This is a genomic window from Microbacterium sp. NIBRBAC000506063 (assembly GCF_017968845.1).
Classification (GTDB): Bacteria; Actinomycetota; Actinomycetes; order Actinomycetales; family Microbacteriaceae; genus Microbacterium.
In genome coordinates this window covers 709,923-731,960 of record NZ_CP072876.1, presented here as the reverse complement: position 1 = coordinate 731,960, position 22,038 = coordinate 709,923, and the positions used below count along the sequence as shown (strand labels likewise).

At 69.2% G+C, this 22,038-nt stretch carries 22 protein-coding genes, 3 tRNA genes and 11 pseudogenes; 22 read left to right on the top strand and 14 right to left on the bottom strand.

All coding sequences use genetic code 11. The features are described 5' to 3' along the window. Positions 1 to 129 precede the first annotated feature (129 nt). From KAE78_RS04125 to KAE78_RS04105, 5 genes are all read right to left on the bottom strand, one after another. A complete protein-coding gene (locus tag KAE78_RS04125) occupies positions 130 to 819 on the bottom strand; it encodes a hypothetical protein (RefSeq protein ID WP_223171907.1) in 690 nt (229 codons plus the stop codon). Positions 820 to 908: 89 nt separating this feature from the next. After that, complete coding sequence (locus KAE78_RS04120) at positions 909 to 1,253, bottom strand: fibrinogen-like YCDxxxxGGGW domain-containing protein (protein ID WP_223171906.1); 345 nt, start codon at positions 1,251 to 1,253, stop codon at positions 909 to 911. Continuing rightward, positions 1,250 to 1,858 (bottom strand): hypothetical protein, encoded by a 609-nt coding sequence (locus KAE78_RS04115; RefSeq protein ID WP_223171905.1) that lies wholly within the window; start codon positions 1,856 to 1,858, stop codon positions 1,250 to 1,252. Before KAE78_RS04115 ends, KAE78_RS04120 begins: the two co-directional genes overlap by 4 nt. Before the next feature lie 64 nt (positions 1,859 to 1,922). Beyond that, positions 1,923 to 3,032: a sugar transferase gene (locus KAE78_RS04110; protein ID WP_223171904.1), complete on the bottom strand. Its 1,110-nt coding sequence runs from the start codon at positions 3,030 to 3,032 to the stop codon at positions 1,923 to 1,925. After that, a complete protein-coding gene (locus KAE78_RS04105; RefSeq protein WP_223171903.1) occupies positions 2,942 to 3,295 on the bottom strand; it encodes a hypothetical protein in 354 nt (117 codons plus the stop codon). Before KAE78_RS04105 ends, KAE78_RS04110 begins: the two co-directional genes overlap by 91 nt. A 445-nt stretch (positions 3,296 to 3,740) precedes the next feature. Between KAE78_RS04105 and KAE78_RS04100 the strand changes: the two genes are divergently transcribed. Genes KAE78_RS04100 through KAE78_RS04090 form a run of 3 tightly spaced genes read left to right on the top strand, consistent with a single transcriptional unit; the run spans position 3,741 to position 4,538 of the window. Further along, positions 3,741 to 3,911: a hypothetical protein gene (locus tag KAE78_RS04100; protein WP_223171902.1), complete on the top strand. Its 171-nt coding sequence runs from the start codon at positions 3,741 to 3,743 to the stop codon at positions 3,909 to 3,911. A 29-nt stretch (positions 3,912 to 3,940) separates the two neighbouring features. Further along, complete coding sequence (locus KAE78_RS04095; RefSeq protein ID WP_223171901.1) at positions 3,941 to 4,129, top strand: hypothetical protein; 189 nt, start codon at positions 3,941 to 3,943, stop codon at positions 4,127 to 4,129. A 31-nt stretch (positions 4,130 to 4,160) separates the two neighbouring features. Next, positions 4,161 to 4,538: a hypothetical protein gene (locus tag KAE78_RS04090; protein ID WP_223171900.1), complete on the top strand. Its 378-nt coding sequence runs from the start codon at positions 4,161 to 4,163 to the stop codon at positions 4,536 to 4,538. 251 nt (positions 4,539 to 4,789) lie between these two features. On the opposite strand, the gene KAE78_RS04085 is transcribed toward KAE78_RS04090, so the two are convergent. Next, a complete protein-coding gene (locus KAE78_RS04085; protein WP_262927827.1) occupies positions 4,790 to 5,380 on the bottom strand; it encodes a sensor histidine kinase in 591 nt (196 codons plus the stop codon). A gap of 259 nt (positions 5,381 to 5,639) precedes the next feature. Next, positions 5,640 to 5,921: a hypothetical protein gene (locus KAE78_RS04080; RefSeq protein WP_223171899.1), complete on the bottom strand. Its 282-nt coding sequence runs from the start codon at positions 5,919 to 5,921 to the stop codon at positions 5,640 to 5,642. A gap of 302 nt (positions 5,922 to 6,223) precedes the next feature. Here KAE78_RS04080 and KAE78_RS04075 point away from each other — a divergent pair, with 302 nt between their 5' ends. Together KAE78_RS04075 and KAE78_RS04070 are read left to right on the top strand one after the other, a co-directional pair. Further along, positions 6,224 to 6,463 carry a response regulator transcription factor gene (locus tag KAE78_RS04075; protein WP_223171898.1) on the top strand — a complete coding sequence of 80 codons (240 nt, stop codon included), beginning with the start codon at positions 6,224 to 6,226 and terminating at the stop codon, positions 6,461 to 6,463. A 262-nt stretch (positions 6,464 to 6,725) separates the two neighbouring features. Then, positions 6,726 to 6,875, top strand: a complete 150-nt coding sequence (locus KAE78_RS04070) for a response regulator transcription factor (RefSeq protein WP_223171897.1) — start codon at positions 6,726 to 6,728, stop codon at positions 6,873 to 6,875. Positions 6,876 to 6,991: 116 nt separating this feature from the next. On the opposite strand, the gene KAE78_RS04065 is transcribed toward KAE78_RS04070, so the two are convergent. From KAE78_RS04065 to KAE78_RS04055, 3 genes are all read right to left on the bottom strand, one after another. Next, positions 6,992 to 7,064, bottom strand: a tRNA-Phe gene (locus KAE78_RS04065). Positions 7,065 to 7,133: 69 nt separating this feature from the next. Further along, positions 7,134 to 7,207: transfer RNA gene (locus tag KAE78_RS04060), tRNA-Asp, on the bottom strand. Positions 7,208 to 7,234: 27 nt separating this feature from the next. After that, positions 7,235 to 7,306: transfer RNA gene (locus tag KAE78_RS04055), tRNA-Glu, on the bottom strand. A 1,273-nt stretch (positions 7,307 to 8,579) separates the two neighbouring features. On the opposite strand from KAE78_RS04055, the pseudogene KAE78_RS19395 reads away from it, so the two are divergent. Further along, positions 8,580 to 8,729: pseudogene (locus tag KAE78_RS19395) on the top strand (M23 family metallopeptidase); the annotation flags it as partial. After that, the gene (locus tag KAE78_RS18355; RefSeq protein ID WP_411156015.1) at positions 8,660 to 8,956 is read left to right on the top strand and encodes a M23 family metallopeptidase; all 297 of its coding nucleotides are present in this window, start codon (positions 8,660 to 8,662) and stop codon (positions 8,954 to 8,956) included. The pseudogene KAE78_RS19395 and the gene KAE78_RS18355, both read left to right, overlap by 70 nt. 49 nt (positions 8,957 to 9,005) lie before the next feature. Here the strand turns inward: KAE78_RS18355 and ppa are convergent. Then, positions 9,006 to 9,537: pseudogene (ppa, locus tag KAE78_RS04045) on the bottom strand (inorganic diphosphatase). A gap of 52 nt (positions 9,538 to 9,589) precedes the next feature. Between ppa and tilS the strand changes: the two are divergent. Beyond that, positions 9,590 to 10,585 (top strand): tRNA lysidine(34) synthetase TilS, encoded by a 996-nt coding sequence (gene tilS, locus KAE78_RS04040; RefSeq protein ID WP_223171896.1) that lies wholly within the window; start codon positions 9,590 to 9,592, stop codon positions 10,583 to 10,585. 189 nt (positions 10,586 to 10,774) lie between these two features. Here the strand turns inward: tilS and KAE78_RS04035 are convergent, their stop codons facing one another. After that, positions 10,775 to 11,011: a hypothetical protein gene (locus KAE78_RS04035; RefSeq protein WP_223171895.1), complete on the bottom strand. Its 237-nt coding sequence runs from the start codon at positions 11,009 to 11,011 to the stop codon at positions 10,775 to 10,777. Next, positions 11,008 to 11,367, bottom strand: coding sequence for a DUF937 domain-containing protein (locus KAE78_RS04030; protein WP_223171894.1), 360 nt, complete (start codon positions 11,365 to 11,367; stop codon positions 11,008 to 11,010). Before KAE78_RS04030 ends, KAE78_RS04035 begins: the two co-directional genes overlap by 4 nt. Positions 11,368 to 11,451: 84 nt before the next feature. Between KAE78_RS04030 and hpt the strand changes: the two are divergent. Continuing rightward, positions 11,452 to 12,002 (top strand): annotated as a pseudogene (gene hpt, locus KAE78_RS04025) (hypoxanthine phosphoribosyltransferase). A gap of 447 nt (positions 12,003 to 12,449) precedes the next feature. Here the strand turns inward: hpt and KAE78_RS19390 are convergent. Continuing rightward, positions 12,450 to 12,653: a hypothetical protein gene (locus tag KAE78_RS19390; RefSeq protein WP_411156030.1), complete on the bottom strand. Its 204-nt coding sequence runs from the start codon at positions 12,651 to 12,653 to the stop codon at positions 12,450 to 12,452. A 65-nt stretch (positions 12,654 to 12,718) separates the two neighbouring features. Between KAE78_RS19390 and ftsH the strand changes: the two are divergent. From ftsH to KAE78_RS03960, 13 genes and pseudogenes are all read left to right on the top strand, one after another. After that, a pseudogene (gene ftsH, locus KAE78_RS19385) lies at positions 12,719 to 13,866 on the top strand (ATP-dependent zinc metalloprotease FtsH); the annotation flags it as partial. A 271-nt stretch (positions 13,867 to 14,137) separates the two neighbouring features. Next, positions 14,138 to 14,726, top strand: a pseudogene (folE, locus tag KAE78_RS04015) (GTP cyclohydrolase I). Between the two features lie 145 nt (positions 14,727 to 14,871). Next, positions 14,872 to 15,675, top strand: a complete 804-nt coding sequence (folP, locus tag KAE78_RS04010) for a dihydropteroate synthase (RefSeq protein WP_223171893.1) — start codon at positions 14,872 to 14,874, stop codon at positions 15,673 to 15,675. 232 nt (positions 15,676 to 15,907) lie between these two features. Beyond that, positions 15,908 to 16,269, top strand: a pseudogene (gene folB, locus KAE78_RS04005) (dihydroneopterin aldolase). Beyond that, a pseudogene (gene folK, locus KAE78_RS04000) lies at positions 16,266 to 16,801 on the top strand (2-amino-4-hydroxy-6-hydroxymethyldihydropteridine diphosphokinase). The pseudogenes folB and folK overlap by 4 nt, the downstream one beginning before the upstream one ends. After that, entirely contained in the window at positions 16,798 to 17,280 is a 483-nt protein-coding gene (locus tag KAE78_RS03995) for a DUF3180 family protein (protein WP_223171892.1), read from the top strand. The pseudogene folK and the gene KAE78_RS03995 overlap by 4 nt, the downstream one beginning before the upstream one ends. After that, positions 17,231 to 17,808 (top strand): annotated as a pseudogene (locus KAE78_RS03990) (PH domain-containing protein). Before KAE78_RS03995 ends, KAE78_RS03990 begins: the two are co-directional and overlap by 50 nt. A 173-nt stretch (positions 17,809 to 17,981) precedes the next feature. Then, positions 17,982 to 18,404: pseudogene (locus KAE78_RS18345) on the top strand (PH domain-containing protein); the annotation flags it as partial. A 422-nt stretch (positions 18,405 to 18,826) separates the two neighbouring features. Further along, a pseudogene (locus tag KAE78_RS03980) lies at positions 18,827 to 19,351 on the top strand (PH domain-containing protein); the annotation flags it as partial. Positions 19,352 to 19,471: 120 nt separating this feature from the next. After that, positions 19,472 to 19,765 (top strand): hypothetical protein, encoded by a 294-nt coding sequence (locus tag KAE78_RS03975; RefSeq protein ID WP_223172538.1) that lies wholly within the window; start codon positions 19,472 to 19,474, stop codon positions 19,763 to 19,765. Next, positions 19,762 to 20,537 (top strand): annotated as a pseudogene (locus KAE78_RS03970) (DUF2520 domain-containing protein). The gene KAE78_RS03975 and the pseudogene KAE78_RS03970 overlap by 4 nt, the downstream one beginning before the upstream one ends. An 87-nt stretch (positions 20,538 to 20,624) precedes the next feature. Further along, the gene (locus KAE78_RS03965) at positions 20,625 to 21,518 is read left to right on the top strand and encodes a hypothetical protein (protein WP_223171891.1); all 894 of its coding nucleotides are present in this window, start codon (positions 20,625 to 20,627) and stop codon (positions 21,516 to 21,518) included. Further along, positions 21,494 to 21,889 (top strand): hypothetical protein, encoded by a 396-nt coding sequence (locus KAE78_RS03960; protein ID WP_223171890.1) that lies wholly within the window; start codon positions 21,494 to 21,496, stop codon positions 21,887 to 21,889. The genes KAE78_RS03965 and KAE78_RS03960 overlap by 25 nt, the downstream gene beginning before the upstream one ends. Positions 21,890 to 22,038: the final 149 nt, after the last annotated feature.

Here is a 22,038-nt window from a genome sequence, read left to right as displayed (position 1 = left end):
CGGGCTGCGCGGTGCCGTTGACGGTGGAGAACTGTCCACCGATCGCGAGGCGGCCGTCGGGTAGGGCTGTGAGCGCCTTCACCTGCCCGTTGAGCGTCGGTAGGAAGGAACTGACCCATTCGCCGCTGTTCACATCGAATGCCGCGAGGAATCGCTGCTCGACCTGGCTGCCCCGGCCTGAGTGCGCTGTACGTACCTGAAGTTGCCGCCGACGAAGACCTTGCCATCCAACTCGGCGAAGGCTGCAACCTCGGTGTTCAGCTCGCCGCCGGCGCCGTTCCCGGAGCCAGTCACGCCCCAGACCGTGGCCATCGCATCGCTCTGCGGGATCGCCGAGACCGTCGACGCGGGGGTTCCGGAGTCGGAAACCGTGCCGAAGTCCATCGTGGCCACACGCAACTGGGGGCGCAGATACACCTGTGTGAAGGGCATCGCCCTGCCCTGCCCTGCGCTTGGTGTCCACAGGTAGGACGTGGAACTGTTCTGGCCGGTCACGCTCGTTCCGAACGCCCAGCCGGCCTGCCAGTTGTGAGTGCTGAGAGGCAGCGTGTACACGCGGTTGAGGCTCTGGTTGTTGCCGAAGTCCCGCGTCTGGCCACCGCTGCCGTTGGTGGTGCCGAATCGGTAGGTGCCGACCCGATGCTCCGCATCGATCGTCCATACCCATCGGTCACGGTTCAGGAAGGTGAAACGGGCTTCCTGCCAGCTCGTGCCGTTCACATTGGTTGCGCGACGCAGGCGCACGCCGTCGGGAACCGCCGAAACATTGCCATTGTTGAGCAGCCCATCGATCGTGACCGATTCAAGCTGTGCAGTCATGAAGGCGCTCGTACCCTCCGGGGACTGTGGAACATTTGCCGGACGGAGACCTTGATAGTAATTACGCCAGCCCTCGCGGCCACGGCCGATCAGTACCCATCCGCCCCTTCGCGCTCCTGGTCGCAGTAGAACTGCTGCGGGTAGACGAGCGCGGGGGTCACGAGCCAGTAAGTGCCGTTCGCCGATGACGGGTAGTTTTGCTTGATCTCCCAGCAAGAGCCGGCTGCCGTCTCCTGAGTGAGTCCGTCAGGCAACGGGTCGGCTGCATGAGCCGCCTGCGGAACGAGCAGAGTCCCGATCATTGCGGCGGCCGCCACTATGCCTGTGATGCCGAGCCGGCGGCGATGCTCATGCCGTCGGGATTCCGTGGTGTTCATGTGCTGTGCCTTCATGTCTTGGACGTTGCGAAATCTCGGGATGATTCGGGTGATCATGAGTCCGCACACTCCTCTGAGTCGGGGATGTCGTGTGTGGAGATCTTCCAGGTGTTCTCCTCGAACACCGCGCCATAGACGTGGGTGATCGGATGGCCTGGGTTGTAGAGGGAGCTCTTCAGCGAGTTTCCTCCGGCATCGAGGACATCGATGCCGGAGACGTCGATGCAGACCGTGAGCGTCATCGTCGCTGGGCTTGCGTCAAGCTCGACGGCACTCGCCTCGATGCGTGTGATGACGGCCTCGCCGACCTGGCGATAGCCGAGATCCAGCTGCTCTCGGGCACGGGCTTCCAACTCTCCGAGTGCCCATCCTGTGGCTATGGCGGGAAGGCCGACTGTGGAGCCGTCGCCGCGCGCGCCGATCTCGTTCGTGACCGCGACGACGGCTTCCACGGCCGCTTCGGCGCGAGCAACCTCGCTGCGCTCGTCGTCGCTGAGTGGGGCCGTCGTCGTCTCCGTGGCGACGAGCGGCTCTTTCGAAACGGTCTTGTCGCGTTCCCCGGTGTTCTGCGTGTCTTCGGTCACTGTTGCCGCCTGCGACGGCTCCTCAGCGCCACCGGACGCGATGATGCCGATCGCCACACCGATCGCGACGATCGTCACGGCCCGACCGCGGTGGGGAGGAGCCACCGTCGACGGCCTGCAGGTTCTTCGTTCACCGTTGTCATCAGTAGGCCCCACTCGGCTGGAGCATCACCCGCGCGGTGCGCCACATGATCATCAGATCGCTCATGACCGACCAGTTCTCCACGTACCCCAGGTCCAGGCGCACGCTCTCGTCCCACGAGAGGTCGCTGCGCCCGCTCACCCGCCACGGGCCGGTGATTCCGGGGTTGATGTAGAGACGACGCGACACCGTGCCGTCGTAGTCGACGACCTCGCTCGGCAGCGGCGGACGAGGACCGACCACCGACATCTCGCCGCGCAGCACGTTCCAGAACTGCGGGAGTTCGTCGAGCGAGAACTTGCGCAGGACAGCGCCCACGCGCGTCACGCGCGGATCCTGGCGCAGCTTGAACAGCGGACCCGAGCCCTCGTTCAGCGCCTGCAGCTCACCGAGTCGCTGCTCGGCATCCGTCTGCATCGTGCGGAACTTCAGGATCGGGAACAGCTCCCCGTCGCGACCCACGCGCTCCTGCCGGAAGAACACCGGTCCAGGGGAGTCGAGCTTGATGAGCAGCGCCAGAAGCGGCGTGATCAGAGCGATGGGGATGAGTGCGAGCGTGGCGACCACGACATCGAGCGCACGCTTGAGGACATGGGCGGTGCCCTCGTACGTCGGGATCTTCACCTGGATGAGGGGAAGCCCGTCGACCTGCCTCAGCGAGATGCGGGGGCCGGCGACATCCGTCAGCCGACTCGACAGGACCAGCTCTGCCGCGGTTCCCTCCAGATCCCAGGCCAGCTGCTTCACGAAGTCGGGATCGCCGTCGGGGCGGCTCGCCACGATGATCGTGTCGGCCCCTGAGCTGGCCGCGGCCTGCGGGACCGTGGTGTAGCTGCCCTCGACCCGGTAGCTCAGGCCGTCGACCGAGAGCGACTGCGCGTTGCAGTCGGTGAGGGTCGCGCACACCACTTGGTAGCCGGTGCCGGGTTCTTGCAGGGAGCGGATGACGTACTCCACGTCATCCTTCCCTCCCACCACCAGTGTGCGCGAGGCGTATCGGCCCTGGCGTCGCTGATCGATCAACCAGCGACGCCAGAGCCAGCGGGCGGTAAGCAGCCCCAGCAGCCCGAGGGGGAGGGAAATGAGCAGCTGGGCCGCAGCCCACCCCAATTCAGCAGCACGCCCGCGATCGTGGCCAGCCCGAAGGCGAGCCCCGTCGCGTGTGCGACACGGCGGTACTCGGTCGCGCCCGAGCCCACCACGGCGGCGCCGCGTGTGCCGAATGCTGCCAGCATGACCACCCAGAGGCATGCCAGCAGGAGTCCGTACCGGAGAGCGGGAGTCCATCCCGCGCTCCCGAGCAGGAACTGGAGAATCGCCGTCCCGCTGACGCTGAGCAGGATGATCACTGCATCCGTCAGCCGTAGCCGCATGCGAAAACGTCGCTCCCACAGGAGGCGGCGCTCGACTACGGCCGATGCGCGTGGCGATGCGACAGACACCGGTTGCACGGTGGACGTGCCCGGTGTGTCAAGGCGCACGAAATGTTCCGACCGCGTGCGCGTCAGATTGACGGCCTCTTCGACAGACGTCATGCTTGCGCCGAATTTGCGTCAAGCGGACGCGCAACTCCCCATAAGGACATGCGACTCCCCAGTTCCCCTAAGCCGCGAACATGATGTCCGCGACTGACGTCGGCACATCACCCCCAAAGGTGTCTCCCTTACAACCTCTGATCCCACATCAGCGGTTGAGCTTCGATTTCCCAGTCAAAGCGCAAGTGGAGAACGTACCAACGTCGTCACTATAGCGCGGTTTGACACCCGCGCCAAGGGTCTTGTTCGGGACGGCTCCATTCGATGTTCCCACCCCGTTCATGTGAGTCGGCGCGTGCGCGGAAAGGTGACGGTCACGGCATCCGATCGGGAGGTCGGCCCGGGGTCGGACGGCCTCGTGCGCATCGCCGCCGTCGTGCTCACACCGTCGTCGTGCACCGTGAGGCTCGTGTCATGCTCATCCCGCTTCGCTGAGGCGCCGCGAACCGGGTAGGCTCGTAGGGCACCTTCAGGAGGCTTTCCATGATCAAGTTCATCGTGTTTCTCGTGCTCTTCCTCGGCGGAATCGCGCTGATGGGCATCGCGCATGAGCTTCCGGCATGGCAGGGCGCGGTCTTCGCGGGCGGCATCCTCGCCGTCAGCCTCGGCATGGGCCTGGTGATCCACTCGCCCAGCAACGAGACGCGGCGCTCCGCCGGCCTCGAGGGCTGACCGGCAACCCGACCCCGCTACACTGCCGCTCATGATCTTGGCGGCGGCGTTCATCGTGCTCCTCGGAGCTCTCTGCATCTTTCAACTCGCGCTCGCGCTCGGCGCGCCGTGGGGAAGCTTCGCCTGGGGCGGGCAGCACAAGGGCGTCCTGCCGACCGGGTACCGGATCGGCTCGGCGCTCGCCATCCTCGTCTACGCAGCGATCGGCGCGCTCGCCCTCGACCGCGCCGGCGTGATCGATGTGATGCCGGATGCCGTATCACTGACGGGCATGTGGGTCGTCTTCGCGATCCTCGTCATCGGCGTCGCGATGAACGCGATCTCTCGCTCGAAGCACGAACGCTATACGGCGACCCCGGTCGCACTGGCACTGGCGGTGCTGGCCTTCTTCATCGCACTGGGCGGATAAACCTCGCCCGGCGGCAGACTGCTTCGCCCGGCGGCAGACTGCTTCGCCGTGCCCGGAGGGGCAGCACTGCGGGCTATGTCTGAGGTATGCAAGCCTTATGCCTCAGACATAGCCCGCCGCTGGTTTCGGCCGGATGGGGAACTTGGGGAGTTTGTCCGACCGAATGAGGCTTGGGGAGCCACAAGGCGATGTTACCGCGCTTGGGTATGGTTTTACGACCCCAAAGGTCTAAAGATTTCTTCGACCTTTGGTCAGGAGTCGGAGGGCTCGCCTGGCGAAAGTTTCGCGGATTCGCTCGGCGTATCCGCGACCGGCAGGCGCACCGAGACGAGCCAGCTGGAGCCGACAGGCCCGGCGGTGAACTCGCCGCTCACGCCCAGGACGCGTTCGGCCATCCGGTTCAGACCTGTGCCGGTGGAGGGCAGGTCGCGGCGCGGCGTCGTCGGCTGAGGGCTGCGGATCGTCAGCGCGATCGACTCCGGGTCGCTGCGCAGCACGAAGCGCACTTCACCGGGGCCGGCGTACTTGAGGATATTGGTGGCCGATTCGCGGACGATGCGGGCGAGGATGATCTCGGCGCCACGGGGGATGCTCTCATCCGACGGGTCCCCGTCACAGACGACGGGATGACCGGCGGCCTGGAACTCCTCCGTCGCCTCTTCGATCGCGGCGGCGAGGTCTCCGGACGGCACTTCGGTGCCGCGCGGGGCGTCCTCGGCGAGTTGGATGACGAAGCGGAGGTCGGTGAGGGCCTTTCGCGCGGCGGTGCGGATCGCGTCCTGCGATGCCGGGCGAGAGGAGTCGTCGTCCAGCAGCTGCGAGTGCATGGCGACGACGGTCAGATGATGGGCGATGCTGTCGTGGAGTTCACCCGCGATCCAGCGTCGTTCGGCGAGGACGGCTTCGCGCTCCTTCGCTTCGCGTTCGACGAGCTCGCTCTCGAGACGGTGCCCGCGGGCGTAGGCGAGGCGGAGTGCGAGGCCGAGAGCACCGGCGATTGTGGCGACGATCAGAGTGATGGCGATGTCGGACTGCGCGTCCCCTGCGCCGAAGGAGACGAAGAGTGCAACGGTGACAAGCAGACCGCCGTGTATCCGATGATCAGCGGCGTGGATGCGAGTCGCATGACCAGGACGGCCGCCATGCTGCCGGCGAAGAGGCCGGCGATCGCATTGTTGACGAGGAAGGACAGGAGCACTGCGAATCCCAGCGCCGATGTGGCGACCAGGGAGACCAGAGGTACAGGGCGAAGGTCAGGGTGGTGGTGATGCTGACCACGGTCTGGGTCGGATCGGCGTCGGGAGCCGAGAAGTATCCGACGAGATCGAAGCTGACGCTGCCGGCGAGGATCGCCAGGAGTGCGATGCGCTCGGGGCGGTTCAATCGTTCGGTGCGGCTCAATCCGAGGCGCCGGGATGGACTCCCGGTTGCCGCGGCCTCTGACATGCCCTCAGTATGGCGCATTCTGGCCATCGAGTCAGCGGCCGACGCCGAAGAACTTAGCGAGCTGGTTCCAAAAAGTCATGATCGAGACACCTCCATTCTGGCTGATCGTCTTACTGGTAACCATCCTTTCGGGAACGGAACGCGTTCACATCCGACGAGATGGCAGAGTATGACTAGCCAGAGGTCTAATGCGTTCTCATCCTGTGGGGCGGTTCGCTGCGGCGTTCTAGGATCGATTCATGGAAGAGATCCGCCTGCTGATCACCGACGACGATCCTTTGGTGCGGCTCGCACTCACGCAGTTCGTATCGCGTGCACCCGAGATCACGGTCGTCGCCGAGGCTCAGAATGGTTTCGAGGCCATCGAGGCCATCGAGGAGCATCAGCCCGACATAGTCATGATGGATGTCCAGATGCCGGGAATGGGTGGCATCGAGGCGACGGGGAGATCACGGCGCGCTGGCCCGACATCACGGTGATCGCCTGCACGACCCTGGACACGAGAGAGACTGTACTGCCCATGCTCAGTGCGGGCGCCGCCGGCTATATGCTCAAGGACTCCAGCCCCGATGAGATCGTCAGCGCGCTGCGACAGGCGCACCAGGGCGAGAGTTCGCTCTCTCCGCGGATCGCCGCGATGCTCGTCAAGCATGTACGCGACGCCAAGCCCGCCCCCGATGCGAACGGCCTCGAGATGTTGACCGATCGTGAGACCGAGGTGCTGGGGCATCTGGCTCAGGGATGTCCAATGCCGAGATGGCGCGCACGATGCATGTCTCGGAGGGAACGGTCAAGGCGCATCTGGGGAGCATCATGTCGAAGTGGCAGGTCCGTGACCGGGTGCAGGTGCTCGTGACAGCGGCGCGCGCCGGCCTCGTGGAGTTCACTTGACGGCCGCGTTGAGGCGAGCTGAGGGCGGACGCGTGGGGGCGAGGGCCGCTGCGCTCCACACCATCGGCCGGCAGAAACGAAGAAACCCCGTGCGTAGAAGCCACACGAGGGTCCAGTGGCTCCGACGGGCGTCGATCCCGTGACCTCACGATTTTCAGTCGTGCGCTCTACCAACTGAGCTACAGAGCCTCGCGGCACGCTATGTTGCCGCGTCTGAGACGAAAGGCCCTCTTCGAGAAAAGGGCCTGTCGCTCGGAGCGACCCTGACGGGACTTGAACCCGCGACCTCCGCCGTGACAGGGCGGCACGCTAACCAACTGCGCTACAGGGCCATAACTATGAAATTGTATCGGATTGCGTGACCCCAACGGGATTCGAACCCGTGCTACCGCCGTGAAAGGGCGGCGTCCTAGGCCGCTAAACGATGGGCCGAAGAGGATCCGCGAGGACTCTCTTGCCGACGATCAAGCATAAGGGATGCACCGGGGAAATTGCGAATCGAGGGCGCGGTGCCTTCCCAAACGAGGCAGGGAGGAGGACCATGGAAACAGCGTCGTGCGTGCGACATCCGATGCGCAGATCGACGCACCCTGTTGCAAATGTGACTGATGTTGTTACTGTGAATGGTGTGAAATCGCCCGAGGGGAAGCGTGAGCCCAGAGCAGGTGCGGTCGGATGCCGCGCAGGCAGGCCCGGACGAGTGCGGCTGCGGCCCCTCGCCCGCAGAGGCCCGCGCGCTCTGGCCGCAGATGGCGATGAGCCGCCGCAGCGCCCTGACAGCGGGTGTCCTGGGCGTTGCCGCTCTCGGCGCCTTCGGTCTCACCTCCGGGGTCTCCGCGGCGCACGCCGCCACCTACCCCAGCTGGGACGACGTCGAGAAGGCCAGGGCGAACGAGGCGGCCAAGGCCCGGGAGATCACCCGCATCGAAGGTCTGATCAGCGCGCTCGCCTACCGCGTCCAAGAGGCCAACGCCGCCGCCGAGCGCGCGGCGAACGAGTACTACGAAGCGCAGCAGGCGTTCTTCGAGGCCGCCGAGCAGGCGACGCAGCTGCAGGAGCAGGCCGACGCGCAGGCCGGGATCGCCGAGGACTCCGCGCGCAAGGCCGGACAGGTCGCCTCGCAGCTGTACCGCAACGGCGGCGACGACGCCTCCCTCGAACTGTTCTTCGCCGGCTCCGCCGCCGGCGCCGACGATCTGCTGGCCCGGCTCGGTCAGATGGACAAGCTCCTCGAGCACAACCAGTCCATCTACGACACCGCCGTCGCCGCTCGCAACTCCGCCAGCAGCTCAGCGATCAGGCCGCCGTCGCCCGCGACGAACGCGACCGCCTGCAGCGGATCGCCGAAGAGAAGCTTGTCGAGGCGCAGCGGGCGGCCGAGGCGGCCCAGGCGGCCCTCGACGAGCAGACCGCGTACCTGGGCACGCTCGAAGCGCAGCTCGCCGCGCTCAAGGACGACACTGCGAAGACGATCGCCGCCTACAAGGAGGGCGTCGCCGAGCGCAAGCGCCGCGAGGAGGCCCGCCGCAAGGCGGAGGAGGAGCGCAGGCGCAAGGAAGCCGAAGAGGCCGCACGCCGAGCAGAAGAAGCCGCGAAGAACAACAACGGCGGTGGCGGCGGAAGCAGCGGCGGCGGAAGTGGCGGCGCCGGCGGCCAGGTCGGCGGCAGCGGCTGGGCGCGCCCACATGGCGGCTACATCTCGTCGTGGTTCGGTCCCGCACGAGCAAGTGCACCAACGGCTACTGCTCCTCGTCGAATCACCGCGGGATCGACTTCGCGAACGGATGCGGCGCCTACATCTACGCCGCGGCATCCGGCACGGTCGACGCGGCCTTCTACAACGGCGGCTACGGCAACTACATCCGCATCCAGCACGGAGGCGGCATCGCTACCGGCTATGCGCACATCCGCCCGGCGGATACCTCGTCGGCCACGGCCAGCAGGTCTCTGCCGGCCAGCGCATCGCCTACGCCGGCGACACCGGCAACTCCTTCGGCTGCCACCTCCACTTCGAGGTGTACGTCAACGGCGCCACGGTCAACCCCGCGACCTTCCTGCGCGGGCGCGGCGTCTCGGTCTGACCGGGCCGCCGTCGCGGCATCCGATCAGACCATCGATTGAGCCGGCGGGTCAGAGCGAGTTCGGCGCGACGCCTTCGCCCTGCGTGGCCGTCTGGCCCTCGTGCTCGGCGAAGCGCGCGAACGCCTCGTCGACCAGGCGCTCGGCCTCGGCGGCGTCAGCCCACTCGTCGACCTTGACCCACTTGCCGGGCTCGAGGTCCTTGTAGTGCTCGAAGAAGTGCGCGATCTCCTTCTTCGTGTACTCGGGATGTCGTCGACATCCTGGATGTGGTCCCAGCGCGGGTCCTTCGCCAGCACGGCGACGAGCTTGTCGTCTCCGCCGGCCTCGTCGCTCATCTTCAGCACGCCGACCGGGCGCACCTTGGCGAGCACACCGGGGAGAGGTCGAAGTCCAGCAGCACGAGCACGTCGAGCGGGTCGCCGTCCTCGCCGAGGGTGTTCTCGAAGAACCCGTAGTTGGTCGGGTAGCCGAAGGTCGTGTACAGGATGCGGTCGAGGAACACCCGACCGGTGCCGTGGTCGACCTCGTACTTGACGCGGCTGCCGCGCGGGATCTCGATGACGGCGTCGTATGCGCCCATGTGTGTCTCCTCGGTGAACGGGAACGAATCCGCGCACTAGCCTAACGCTACGGTGAAGTGTGGCCGATCGACCTTTGTCCCCGCCGTCGCCGAAGTCCGCCTCGCCGTGCGTCAGGCGCTGTCCGCCCTGCCGGTGGATGCCGCGCGCGTGCTCGTCGCGCTCTCCGGCGGTGCCGATTCCCTCGCGCTCGCGGCGGCGACCGCCTTCGAGGCGCGCTCGCGCGGGCTGGAGGTGGTGAGCCTCACCGTCGACCACGGGCTGCAGGAGGGATCATCGGATGCCGCAGAGCGCGCGGCCGCGCAGGCGGCATCGCTCGGCATCCGCTCACGGGTGACGCGGGTCGACGTGGGCGCAGAGGGCGGGCCGGAGGCTGCCGCCCGCGAGGCGCGGTACGCGGCGCTGCGCGCCGTCGCCGAAGAGGAGGGCGTCGCGGCGGTGCTGCTCGGACACACGCTCGACGATCAGGCCGAGACCGTGCTGCTCGGCCTCGCCCGCGGCTCGGGCGCCGGAAGCCTGCAGGGCATGGCCGCATCGCGCGATGATGGGGTGGTCTGGCTGCGGCCGCTGCTCGGTGTGCGTCGGGAGACGACGCGGGAGTGCTGCGCGGCATCCGACCTCGAGCCCTGGGACGACCCGCACAACCTCGACGACCGCTACGCGCGGGTGCGCGTGCGGCAGCAGGTGCTGCCGGTGCTGGAGGCCGAGCTCGGTCCCCGGGTCGCCGAGGCGCTCGCGCGCACCGCGGATCAGCTGCGCGAAGATGCGGAAGCGTTCGACGACATGATCGCCGAGACGATCGAAGACATCGTCGAGCACGCCGAGGCGGGGATCGCGGTCAGCGTCGCCGCGCTCGCGGCGAACCCGGCGGCGCTGCGGAACCGGATCATCCGGCACGTCGTCGCCAGCGAGTTCGGTGCTTCTCTGAGCCGCGTGCAGACGCTTGAGGTCGCGCGCCTGGTCACCGACTGGTCGGGACAGGGCCCGATCGACCTGCCCGGGTGTACGGCCGAGCGCCGGGCCGGGCAGATCGTGTTCGCGGCGCGGTAGGCGACTGTTGCTGCGGTCTCTCCGGGCGTTTCGACAGGCTCAACGACCGGAGACAGCGAGGTCACCACGTTTCGTCTCGGGATCGCTGCGCGATGCCTCGCTCAACGACCGGGAGGGATGGACCCGCTCACGCTGGAGGTTCCGGGCGTTTCGACAAGCTCGACGACCGGGAGGGAGAGCCCGCTTCCGCTACTTCTTGCCGCCGCCGAGGATGCCGCCCAGCAGGCCGCCGATGTCCAGGCCGCCGCCGGAGCCGCTTCCGCCGCCACCGAGGAGCCCGCCGATCACGTCGCCGATGCCGCCGGAGGCACCGCCTCCGCCGCCTCCGCCGAGGAGTCCGCCGATGACGTCGCCGATACCGCCGCCGCTCGACGACTCGGCCGCCGCCGGTGTCGACTTGGCGTTGTTGGCGATCAGACCCATCACGATCGGGCCAGGATCGGGAGAAGCTTGGCGAAGTCGATGCCGCCGGCGGTCTTGTCGGAGCTGTTGAGCGCCTTGGCGACATCCTGCTCCTTGTCGCCGAAGACGTGCTTGACGATCTTCTTGCCGTCCGCCTCGTCGATCTCATCAACGGATGCCGCACCGTGGAAACCTTCGTGCTTGCTGAGCGCCTTCTGGATCGCGGCGGACCCCTCTGCGCTCTGGGCGTTGTTGGCGAGTCCGCCGAGCAGAGCGCCGCCGCCCTGCTCGATCGCCTGTCGTGCGACCTCCGGCGAGACGCCGAGCTTGCTCGCGATCTCGTCGACCGGAACCTGCTTGAGAATGTCGTCAATGGCCATGTCCGGCCCTCCCGTCTGCCAGGGCCCGTGCCCTGGTCCCTGCGGCTCACATTACTGAATCGCGCGGTCGCGTACCATCGTCCTATGCGTGCTGCGGACATCCAGGATGACCTGACCACCGTTCTCGTGACCGAGGAGGAGATCCGCGCGAAGCTCGACGAGCTCGCCGCGCGGGTCGCCGAGGATTACGCCGGCAAGGACCTCCTCCTGGTCGGGGTGCTCAAGGGCGCCGTCATGGTCATGGCCGACTTCATCCGGGCGCTGCCGATGCACGTGTCGATGGACTGGATGGCCGTGTCCAGCTATGGCGCGAGCACGAAGTCCAGCGGCGTCGTGCAGATCCGCAAGGACCTGGACACCCCCTGCAGGGCAAGCACGTGCTCATCGTCGAAGACATCATCGACTCGGGTCTGACGCTGAGCTGGCTGCTGGAGAACTTCGAGTCCCGCGGCGCCGAGTCCATCGAGGTGCTGGCGCTGCTGCGCAAGCCCGAGGCCGCCAAGGTCGAGATCGACAGTAAGTACGTCGGCTTCGACATCCCTACCGACTTCGTCGTCGGCTACGGACTCGACTACGACGAGCGCTACCGCAACCTCCGCGACGTCGCGGTGCTGGCGCCGCACGTCTACGCGTAGTCGCGGTATCCGATTCCGGGCCCTTCGACAAGCTCAGGGACCGGAGGTTCGCGCTCGGGGGCGCCGATACGCCGTCGGCGAATCCCAGCGCGGCCACAGCGGCCCCGCGATACGCTGAGTCACATTATGAGGAAGCTCTTCAAGAACCCGCTGATCTATGTGCTGCTGATCGGCGCACTGCTGCTGTCCGGGTTCCTGCTGGTCTCCAATCTCGGAGCCCCCAGCAGCATCACGACCCAGCAGGGTCTTGAGCTCCTCCGCGGCGACACCGTCACCAAGGCCGTCACCACCGACGGCGATCAGCGCGTCGACCTGGAGCTGTCCGAGGACTTCGAGGGCAGCTCGAGCGTGCAGTTCTACTACGTCGAGGCCCGTGCGCAGGAGGTGGCGGATGCGGTCGCCGCGGCCGAGCCGGAAGAGGGCTTCGACGATGTGGTGCCTCAGCCCTCATTCTTCGGCGGCATCCTTTCGCTTCTCATCCCGCTGCTGCTGCTGGGTCTGCTGTTCTGGTGGCTGCTCTCGTCGATGCAGGGCGGCGGCGGAAAGGTCATGCAGTTCGGCAAGTCCAAGGCCAAGCTCGTCTCCAAGGAGACCCCGACGGTGACCTTCGCGGACGTCGCCGGCGCCGACGAGGCGATCGAGGAGCTCCACGAGATCAAGGAGTTCCTCGCCGATCCGACCAAGTTCCAGGCCATCGGCGCGCGCATCCCAAGGGCGTGCTGCTGTACGGCCCGCCGGGAACCGGTAAGACCCTCCTCGCGCGCGCCGTCGCCGGCGAGGCCGGCGCCCCTTCTACTCGATCTCGGGCTCCGACTTCGTGGAGATGTTCGTCGGCGTCGGCGCCAGCCGCGTGCGCGACCTGTTCACGCAGGCGAAGGAGAACGCCCCCGCCATCATCTTCATCGACGAGATCGACGCCGTCGGCCGCCACCGCGGCGCCGGCATGGGCGGCGGCAACGACGAGCGCGAGCAGACGCTGAACCAGATGCTCGTGGAGATGGATGGGTTCGACCCCAAGGCGAACGTCATCGTCATCGCGGCGACGAACCGCCCCGATATCCTCGACCCCGCACTCCTGCGCCCGGGTCGCTTCGACCGCCAGATCGGCGTCGACGCCCCCGACCTGAAGGGGCGCCAGAAGATCCTCGAGGTGCACAGCCGCGGAAAGCCGCTCTCCCAGGGCGTCGATCTTGAGGTCGTGGCCCGCAAGACCCCCGGCTTCACGGGTGCCGACCTGGCGAACGTCCTCAACGAGGCCGCCCTCCTCACGGCCCGCTCCAACGCCCAGCTCATCGACAACCGTGCGCTCGACGAGGCCATCGACCGCGTCATCGCCGGCCCGCAGCGGCGCACCCGCGTCATGAAGGATCGCGAGAAGCTCATCACCGCCTACCACGAGGGCGGGCACGCGCTCGCCGCGGCGGCGATGAACCACACCGACCCGGTCACCAAGATCACGATCCTCCCGCGCGGCAAGGCCCTCGGCTACACGATGGTCATGCCGCTGGACGACAAGTACTCCGTCACCCGCAACGAGCTGCAGGACCAGCTCGCCTACGCGATGGGTGGCCGTGTCGCCGAGGAGATCGTCTTCCACGACCCCACCACCGGCGCCTCCAACGACATCGAGAAGGCGACGAGCATCGCCCGCAAGATGGTCATCGAGTACGGCATGACCACCGAGCTCGGCCCCGTCAAGCTGGGCTCCGAGGGCGGCGAGCCCTTCGCCGGACGCGATATGGGGCGTGGCCGCGAGTACTCCGAGACGATCGCCGAGCGGGTCGACACCGAGGTGCGCGGTCTCATCGAGCAGGCGCACAACGAGGCCTATCAGGTGATCAGCGAGAACCGCGACATCCTCGACCGCCTCGCGCTCGCCCTCCTGGAGGAGGAGACCCTCGATCACAACCGCGTGGCCGAGATCTTCACCGACGTGAAGAAGCTCCCCGAACGCCCGCAGTGGCTCTCCAGCGAGGACCGCCCGGTGTCGCTGCGCCCGCCGGTGGAGGTGCCCCGGCGCATCGTCGCCGAGCAGGAGGGCATCGCCGCCAGCGAGGAGGCGGCCGCATCCGCCCCGCCCAGGAGCCCGGCGCAGCCGGCGCCGGAGGGCACGCGCGGCCGGCGCCGGCCTGACCATGACGGTCGACAGGGAGCGCGTCGCGGCGCTCACGCGAGAACTGCTCGAGGCGATCGGAGAGGACCCCGACCGCCCCGGGCTCCGGCAGACCCCGGCGCGCGTCGCCGACCTCTACGCGGAGTACTTCGCAGGAGTCGGATCGGATGCCGCAGAGCCCCTCGCCCGCACGATCAGCGTGGCACGCGGGCCGGCCCCCGAGACCCTGCCCTCGGGGCGGTGCTGCTGCGCGACATCCGGTTCCGCTCGGTGTGCGAGCACCACCTCCTGCCCTTCGCGGGGCATGCCCACATCGCCTACCTCCCCGGTGAGCAGGTCGTCGGTCTCGGCTCGCTCGTGCGCGTCGTGGAGACGCTCGCCGCGCGCCCCCAGGTGCAGGAGCGCCTGGGCGAGCAGATCGCCGACACGATCGCCGAGAACCTCGACACCCGCGGGTGCTCGTCGTGCTCGACGCCACGCACGGCTGCGTGACCATGCGCGGGGGTCGTCAGCCCGAGGCGTCGACGCTCACGATCGCCGCGCGCGGGGAGTACACGGAGCCGGTCGCCCGGGCCGAGCTCATCACCCTGATCGGCCGGAGCGACCCGTGATGCGCGCGCGTAGTGCAGGAGCGGCGTCGCGTGGTGCAGGAGCGTCGCGCTCAGGCGGCGGGGATGTGCGGTGTGTCACGGCCGATTCGGCGGGTTGCTCCTGCAGACGGCGCGGGGTCTCCTGCACACCGCAGGGAAGCGGCGAATGACCGGGATCTGGGGGATCGTCAACGTCACCCCCGACTCGTTCAGCGACGGTGGGCGATTCCTCGACCCCTCCCGCGCGATCGCGCACGGCCTGTCGCTGCGCCGCGACGGCGCCGCGGTGCTCGACGTGGGCGGGGAGTCGACGCGCCCGGGCGCCGTGCGCATCGGCGCCGACGAGGAGCAGCGGCGCGTGCTCGACGTCGTCGCGGGACTCGCCGCCGAGGGCGCACCCGTGAGCATCGACACCCTGAACGCCTCGACCGCGGTGGCCGCCGTCGCCGCCGGCGCCCGCATCGTCAACGACGTCTCCGGCGGACTCGCCGACGACGACATGCTGGCGGCCGTCGCCGGAACCGGTGCCGACTACGTCATCGGGCACTGGCGGGGCCCCTCCGACGACATGTACGCCCGCGCCGAGTATGCGCGGCCCTCCCGTGAGGTCGCCGCCGAGCTGCAGGAGCGCGTGGCCACCGCCGCGGCCGCCGGCATCGCCCCGGCCCGCATCATCCTCGACCCCGGCATCGGGTTCGCCAAGACCGGCGCCCAGAACTGGGAGGTGCTGCGCGGCCTCGACGACGTCATCGCGCTCGGCTCGCGCGTGCTCGTCGGCACCTCGCGCAAGGGCTTCCTGCGCGAGACGCTGGCCGCGGCATCCGACGTCGAGGTCGACGAGGCGCGCCGCGACCTCGCCACGGCCGTGACGAGCGCGCTCGCCGCCCGTGCCGGTGCCTGGGCCGTGCGCGTGCACGACGTCGCCGCGACCCGCGACGCGCTCGCCGTCGTCGCGGCCTGGGACGGCTGACCCCCTCGCGCCCCGACAGGGGCACGGGGAGCTGTCCGACGACGGGAAGTCCTCGACATCCCTTGTCGCGTCGAGCGCCATCCGGCGACAGCAGCTGTCGAGGACTTCAGAGATGCGGGCAAGTACTCGACAGCAGTCGTCGGGTGGCGATGCTGCACAGCGACAAGAGGTGCCGAGGAGTCGGAGGGGAGGGATGCGGGCCCGGCGTCGGCGGCCGCGCGTACCCTAGGGGATGAGCGACGAGATCACCCTGACCGGGCTCACCGTCTTCGGCCGGCACGGCGTCTACGCCCACGAGCGCGAGGAGGGCCAGGAGTTCACGATCGACCTGCGACTGCGCCTGTCGCTGGCGGATGCCGCGGCATCCGACGACGTGGAAGACACGGTCCACTACGGTGAACTCGCCGAATCCGTCGCCGCCGTCGTCGCGGGGAGCCGGTGAACCTCATCGAGACGCTCGCCGAGCGCATCGCGGCCGTCGCCCTCGCCGACGCCCGTGTCGGCAGCGTGATCGTGACGGTGCACAAGCCGCACGCCCCGATCCCGCTGACCTTCTCCGACGTCTCCGTCACGATCGAACGGAGCCGCGGATGAGCCGCGACCTCGCCCAGCCGTTCCCCGTGCCCGATCCCCGGCCCGGTAAGGACGCCACCCGCGCCGTCATCGCCTTCGGCTCGAACCTGGGCGACCGGCACGAGACCATCACCCGCGCCGCCGAGCGCATCGGCCGGCTCCCTCTCGTCGACGAGGTGCGGCTGTCCGCGCTCTTCGAGACGGTCGCCGTGCGCCTGGACGGCCCCGACCCCGACGCACCCGGCTACGTCAACGCCGTCGCGATCGTGACGACGCGCCTGGCGCCGCAGGTGCTGCTCGGACTCCTCCATGCGATCGAGGAGGAGCACGGCCGCGAGAGGCGCGAGCGCTGGGGCGACCGCACGCTCGACCTCGATCTCATCGCCTACGGGGATGCGGCATCCGACGATCCGCTCCTCCTCCTGCCGCATCCGCGGGCCGCCGAGCGCCTCTTCGTGCTCGAGCCGTGGCTCGCGCTCGATCCCGACGCGGTGCTGCCCGGGCCGGACGCGTCGCCGATCTCGTGGCGGGTCTACGCGAAGCCGTCGAGTGACCCGCACCTCGCCCCTCACCCTTGTCCTGCTGGCGGGAGCCGGCGCGGTGGCGGGTTTCCTCCTCGACTACGTGCTGACGATCATGGCGCGTCCGACCTTCGTGCCGTCGACGCTGCTGCCGATCATGCTCGTGCTGCTGGCGGCGGGCGTCGTCGCGGCGGCCTGGCCCGTGCGGCGAGCGGTGCGCAACGGCACGGGCATCGACCCGTTCCGCGCCGTGCGCGTGGCGATGCTCGCCCGTGCGGCGAGCCTGCTGGGCGCATTGCTGGCCGGCTTCGGTCTGGGGCTCGCCCTGTTCCTCCTGTCCCGTCCGGTCATGCCGCAGGTAGGCTCGATGGCGGTGATCGTCGCCCTCATGGCCAGCGCCGCGGTGCTGGCCGGGGCCGCCCTGGTCGCCGAGCAACTGTGCACACTGCCGAAGGATCCTGATGACCGACAGCCCGACGACTCCGAACGAGGAGCAGGCCCCGCACGCTGACTCCGTGCTTGACGAGGGGACCTATGCGGTCGTCAAGGAGCCGCGCTCCCCGCACCGGCTCGCCCTCGACGGCTCCTGGCACCAGATCTCGCCGCGCTACGTCGTCTCGCAGCTGCTGCAGTACGGGATCACGATCGCCCTGCTGGTCGCGGCGGTGCTCGTCGCGGTGCTGGTGTTCGATCAGACCTGGGCGTGGATCCCGGGCGGGGTCTTCTTCGCGATCCTGCTGTTCACGGTGATCATCCTGCCGCGCCAGGCGCGCGCGATCGGCTACATGCTGCGTTCCGATGACGTCGTCTTCCGCAAGGGATCCTCTGGCAGCGCATCGTCGCCGTCCCCTACGGCCGCATGCAGCTCGTCGACATCACCCACGGCCCGCTCGACCGGGCCTTCGGGATCGCCCAGCTGAAGATGGTCACGGCCGCCGCGACGACCGGGGTGCAGATTCCCGGTCTCCGGCAGGAGGCGGCGGAGGACCTGCGCGACACCCTCATCGATGTCGCCGAGACCCGCCGGACCGGCCTGTGACCACGCCGGAGCAGCCCGTTCCCGAGAACCCCCAGGGCGTGATCCCGGATGCTGCGGCATCCGACTCCGTCATACCCGAGGGCGTCGCGCCGAGCGAGGTGCCGCCCGCCGACGTTGCGGCGACCATCGCCGCCGGCGGCAGCTCGTCGGTCGCCGACGGCGAGTGGCACCGCATGCATCCGCTCACGCCGCTGCTGAAGGGCGGCATCGTCCTGCTGATCGTGGCGGGCATCATCATCTCGAACATGCGCGACCGCATCGTCGGATGGGTGATCGACGTCACCGTGCCCGGGGCCGACTACGACGACTACAACGACTACGAGGCCGACCCGATCGACTGGCTGATCAGCAACAACATGATCGTCACGGGCAGCCTCATCGCGCTCGGGGCCATCGTCGTGATCTGTGCGGTGTTCTACGTCGTCTGGCGGTTCCACACGTTCCGCATCACCGAGGAGCACGTCGAGGTGCGCAAGGGCATCCTCTTCCGCACGCACCGGCGCGCGCCGCTGGATCGCGTGCAGGGCGTGAACCTCACCCGCCCCTTCCTCGCGCGTCTGATCGGCATGGCCAAGCTCGAGGTCGTCGGTGCGGGCACCGACGCGAACGTCGCGCTGGAGTACTTGTCGACCTCGCTGTCGGAGCAGGTCCGCGCCGACATTCTGCGCCTGGCCTCGGGCGCGCGCCTCGCCAAGCGCATCGCCCGCGGCGAAGCGTCCCCGGATGCCACGGCTGCCCAGCGGGTGACCGGCGCCGTCAATGAGGGCATCACCGGCCTCATCGAGGGCGTCGACACCGCGGATGTCGCTCCCGAGTCGCTCGTGAAGATCCCCGCGGGGCGCCTCGTCGGCTCCCAGCTTCTGAACATCGCGCCGTGGTTCGTCATCGCGGTGATCGCCGCCGCGGTGGTCACCCTGTTGCCGCTGATCTTCGGCGAGGGGCCGGAGCGCGTGTTCGGGTCGATCGTCACCGCGGTCGGTGTCGCGATCCCGCTCCTGATCGCCTTCGTCGCGGTCACATGGGGTCTCATCTCGCGCTCGCTGCGCTACTCGATCGCACCGACCGTCGACGGCGTGCGCACGACCTACGGCCTGTTCACGACCGTGACCGAGACGCTGCCGCCGGGTCGCGTGCACGCCTTGGAGATCACCCAGCCGCTGCTGTGGCGCCCCTTCGGCTGGTGGTCCGTGCGGATCAACCGGCTCACCGGTGCGAGCGCCACCCAGCAGGCGAGCACCTCGCAGCAGCAGTTCAACATCGCGCTGCCCGTCGGGCTGGCCGAAGACGTGGTGCGCGTCGTGCGCGTCATGCTGCCGGACCTGCCCGCAGAGGATATGCCCTCGTCTACGAGCACGGCATCGAGGGTCCGGTCGATGGCGATCCCTACCGCACGATCCGCAAGGGTGCCGGATGGCGCCGCCCGCTCTCGTGGCGCCGCCACGGTTACGTGCTCACCGACTACGCGCTGTTGCTGCGCCGCGGGCGCATCTGGCGGAAGGTCGCCGTGTTCCCGCTCGCCCGGCTGCAGGGCATCTCGATCGCGCAGGGTCCGATCGACCGCACGCAGGCGGTCGGCTGGGCGAAGGCGCACACCATCGCCGGCCCGATCTCGGGCGAGGTCGTCGGCATCGACCGCGAGCCGCTGCTCGCGCTCCTCGACGAGGTGAGCGGCCGTGCGGCCGTCGCCGCCGGCAAGGACGTCAGCCACCGCTGGGCGGAGGTGCTGGAGGAGACCCGGGCGGCGCAGGAGGCGGAAGCGGCGGCGCTGTCGGATGCGGCGGACGCGCCGCCGGAGCCGGACCCGTCGACTCCGACTCCGAACCCGTCGACTCCGGAGCTCGACCCGACGGTCCCTGAGCTCGTCGAAGGGCCCGACACTCCGGCGGACTCCGGGCGCGTCGACGGGCTCAGCGACCGGGGTGCGCTCGGCGACGCAGAAGGGAAGCCACCGGCGTGACCCGCGACGGACGCCTCGGCGTCGGCATCATCGGTGCGGGCAGGGTCGGCCCCGTGATCGGCGCGGCGCTCGCCGGAGCAGGGCACGCCCTCACCGGCATCACGAGCGGCTCGGACGACGAGCGTGCTTCGGCGGTGCTCCCCGGCGTACCGGTGCTCGACCCGCAGGAGATCCTCCGCCGCAGCGAACTGGTCGTGGTCGCCGTGCCGCACGCCGAGCTTCCGGGGCTCGTCGCCGGGCTCGCCGAGATCGGTGCCTGGCAGCTCGGGCAGCTCGTTCTCCACACCGACCCTGCCTACGGCATCGACGTGCTCGAGCCCGCGCAACGGGCCGGGGCGATCCCGCTCGCGGTGCACCCGGCGATCACCTTCACCGGCACCTCGATGGATCTGCGCCAGCTCCCCGCGTCCTTCGCGGGCGTGAGCGCACCGGCGCCCGTGCTCCCGATCGCGCAGGCGCTGGCGGTGGAGCTCGGCTGCGAGCCGGTCGTGATCGGCGAGGATGACCGGGCCGCGTACGCGGAGGCGGTGGCGACGGCATCCGAGTTCTCGCGGTCGATCATCGCGCAGGCGACCTCGCTCCTGCGGGGATCGGGGTCGAGAACCCCGGCGGCTTCCTCTCGGCGCTCGTGCAGTCCAGCGTCGAGCGCGCGCTGCGCGAGGCCTCGCCTCCCCTGACTCCCCCGCCGACTGATCTCGTCGCTGCCCGCTTCCCCGCGAGACGCGGCCGCCCGTCGGAGTCGGGTGCGCGGATGCGCGACGACAGGGTATAGACGCGCCGCGATCGGCAGCGCTACCCTGGCGCCACCGGATTCGGCAGGCCTCCCGCGGGGAAGTGGATGGCCGGCGAGGGGGTCGCTATGGGCGGCAAGGTGGAGCCTCATGTCCTTGAGCTGCGCATCCACGGCATCGCGAACGCCCCGCCCGAGAAGGTGCTCGGGGTCACGCGTGACGAGATCGTCAGCGCCGGCCACGACGATCTCGGCGGCTTCTGGCGCTACAAGAACCCGCCGTCGCCGCCGAGCGAGGACACCCCGCTCGTACGCACCGACGACGATCCCCGCATCCGGACCGAGGCCTACTCCTGGGGCAACATGGCGCGCTCCGGGGCGACGGCCGGCGCGGTCGTCGTGGCGATCCTCGTGCAGATCGGCTGGCTGCTGACCCTGCCCTTCGGGCTGTGCAACGCGGCCTACTGGACACGGCGCATCACCCGTACCCAGGCCGCCGCGGGGCGCGAGTGGCTCGGCGGTGCCGGCTCCAGCACGATCCGGCTCTTCGCGCTGGGACTGACGCTGCTGCTCACCTCGGCGCTCGCCTCCGTCGCCCTCGACTTCATCGGTACCCAGTGCTACCGGGAGCAGCGATGTGCGCGCGGCTGCCCGCGGTCTTCCAGATGCTTCCGACGACGCCGGAGGGCCGGCCCCTGCGCCTGCTCATCCTCAGCCTCCTCCCGCTCGCCGTCGTGCTGCTCGTCTACCTCATCACGCGTCGTGCGCGGGTGCGCTATGAGGCCGGCGCCCGCAATTGGGCGGCACACCAGCTCGGCGATGCCGAGCTGTTCGCCGCTCGGACTGGGGAGCCGCAGCCGCGCTCCCGCCTGCGGTCGCGCCGTCAGGTCGCCGAGGAGCACGAGGAGGAGCGCGAGCCGCCGCTGCTGGCGACCCCCGGCTTCTGGTCCAGCGTCCGCGTGGGCCCGACGACGGAGCGCCTGCACATCGCCGCGGTCGTGGCGCTGCTTCTGGGGCTGTTGACCTGGGACCGCATCTTCGCGGTCGACGCGCGCTGCCACGACCTGCAGAGCTTCGTCGCGGCGGGGGACGACGGATGCGCCGTGGGCGCCGTGCTCGCCGCCTCGCCGTTCGAGGCCGCGCTCTTCGGCGTCGCCGTCGGCGTCCTCATGGTCGCGACCTTCTTCACCGCCGTGCCGACGGCGCGGTCGCTCGGCTGGATCCGCGCCGGACGCATCGCGGGGCTGCCGTGCTCCTGCTGGCGATCGCGGCCTTCGTGGCCTACGCGATCAAGACCGTCGCCGACTCCACCCGGGAGCCGGCCGCACCCGCTCCCGACGTGGAGGTGTTCCTGGGGCTGTTCGTCGTCCCGACGGCGCTCGTCTCGCTCATGATGGTGGCGTGCATCGCGGCACTGTGGTGGCGGCACTCGCCGCGGGCGGCTGGTTCGGGGTCATCCCGCTCCTGGCCATGGCGCTCATCACCGTCGGCGGTGTCGTCGAGCTGCGCGGGGGCGCCGCAGCGGAGGGCCGTGGACCTTCGG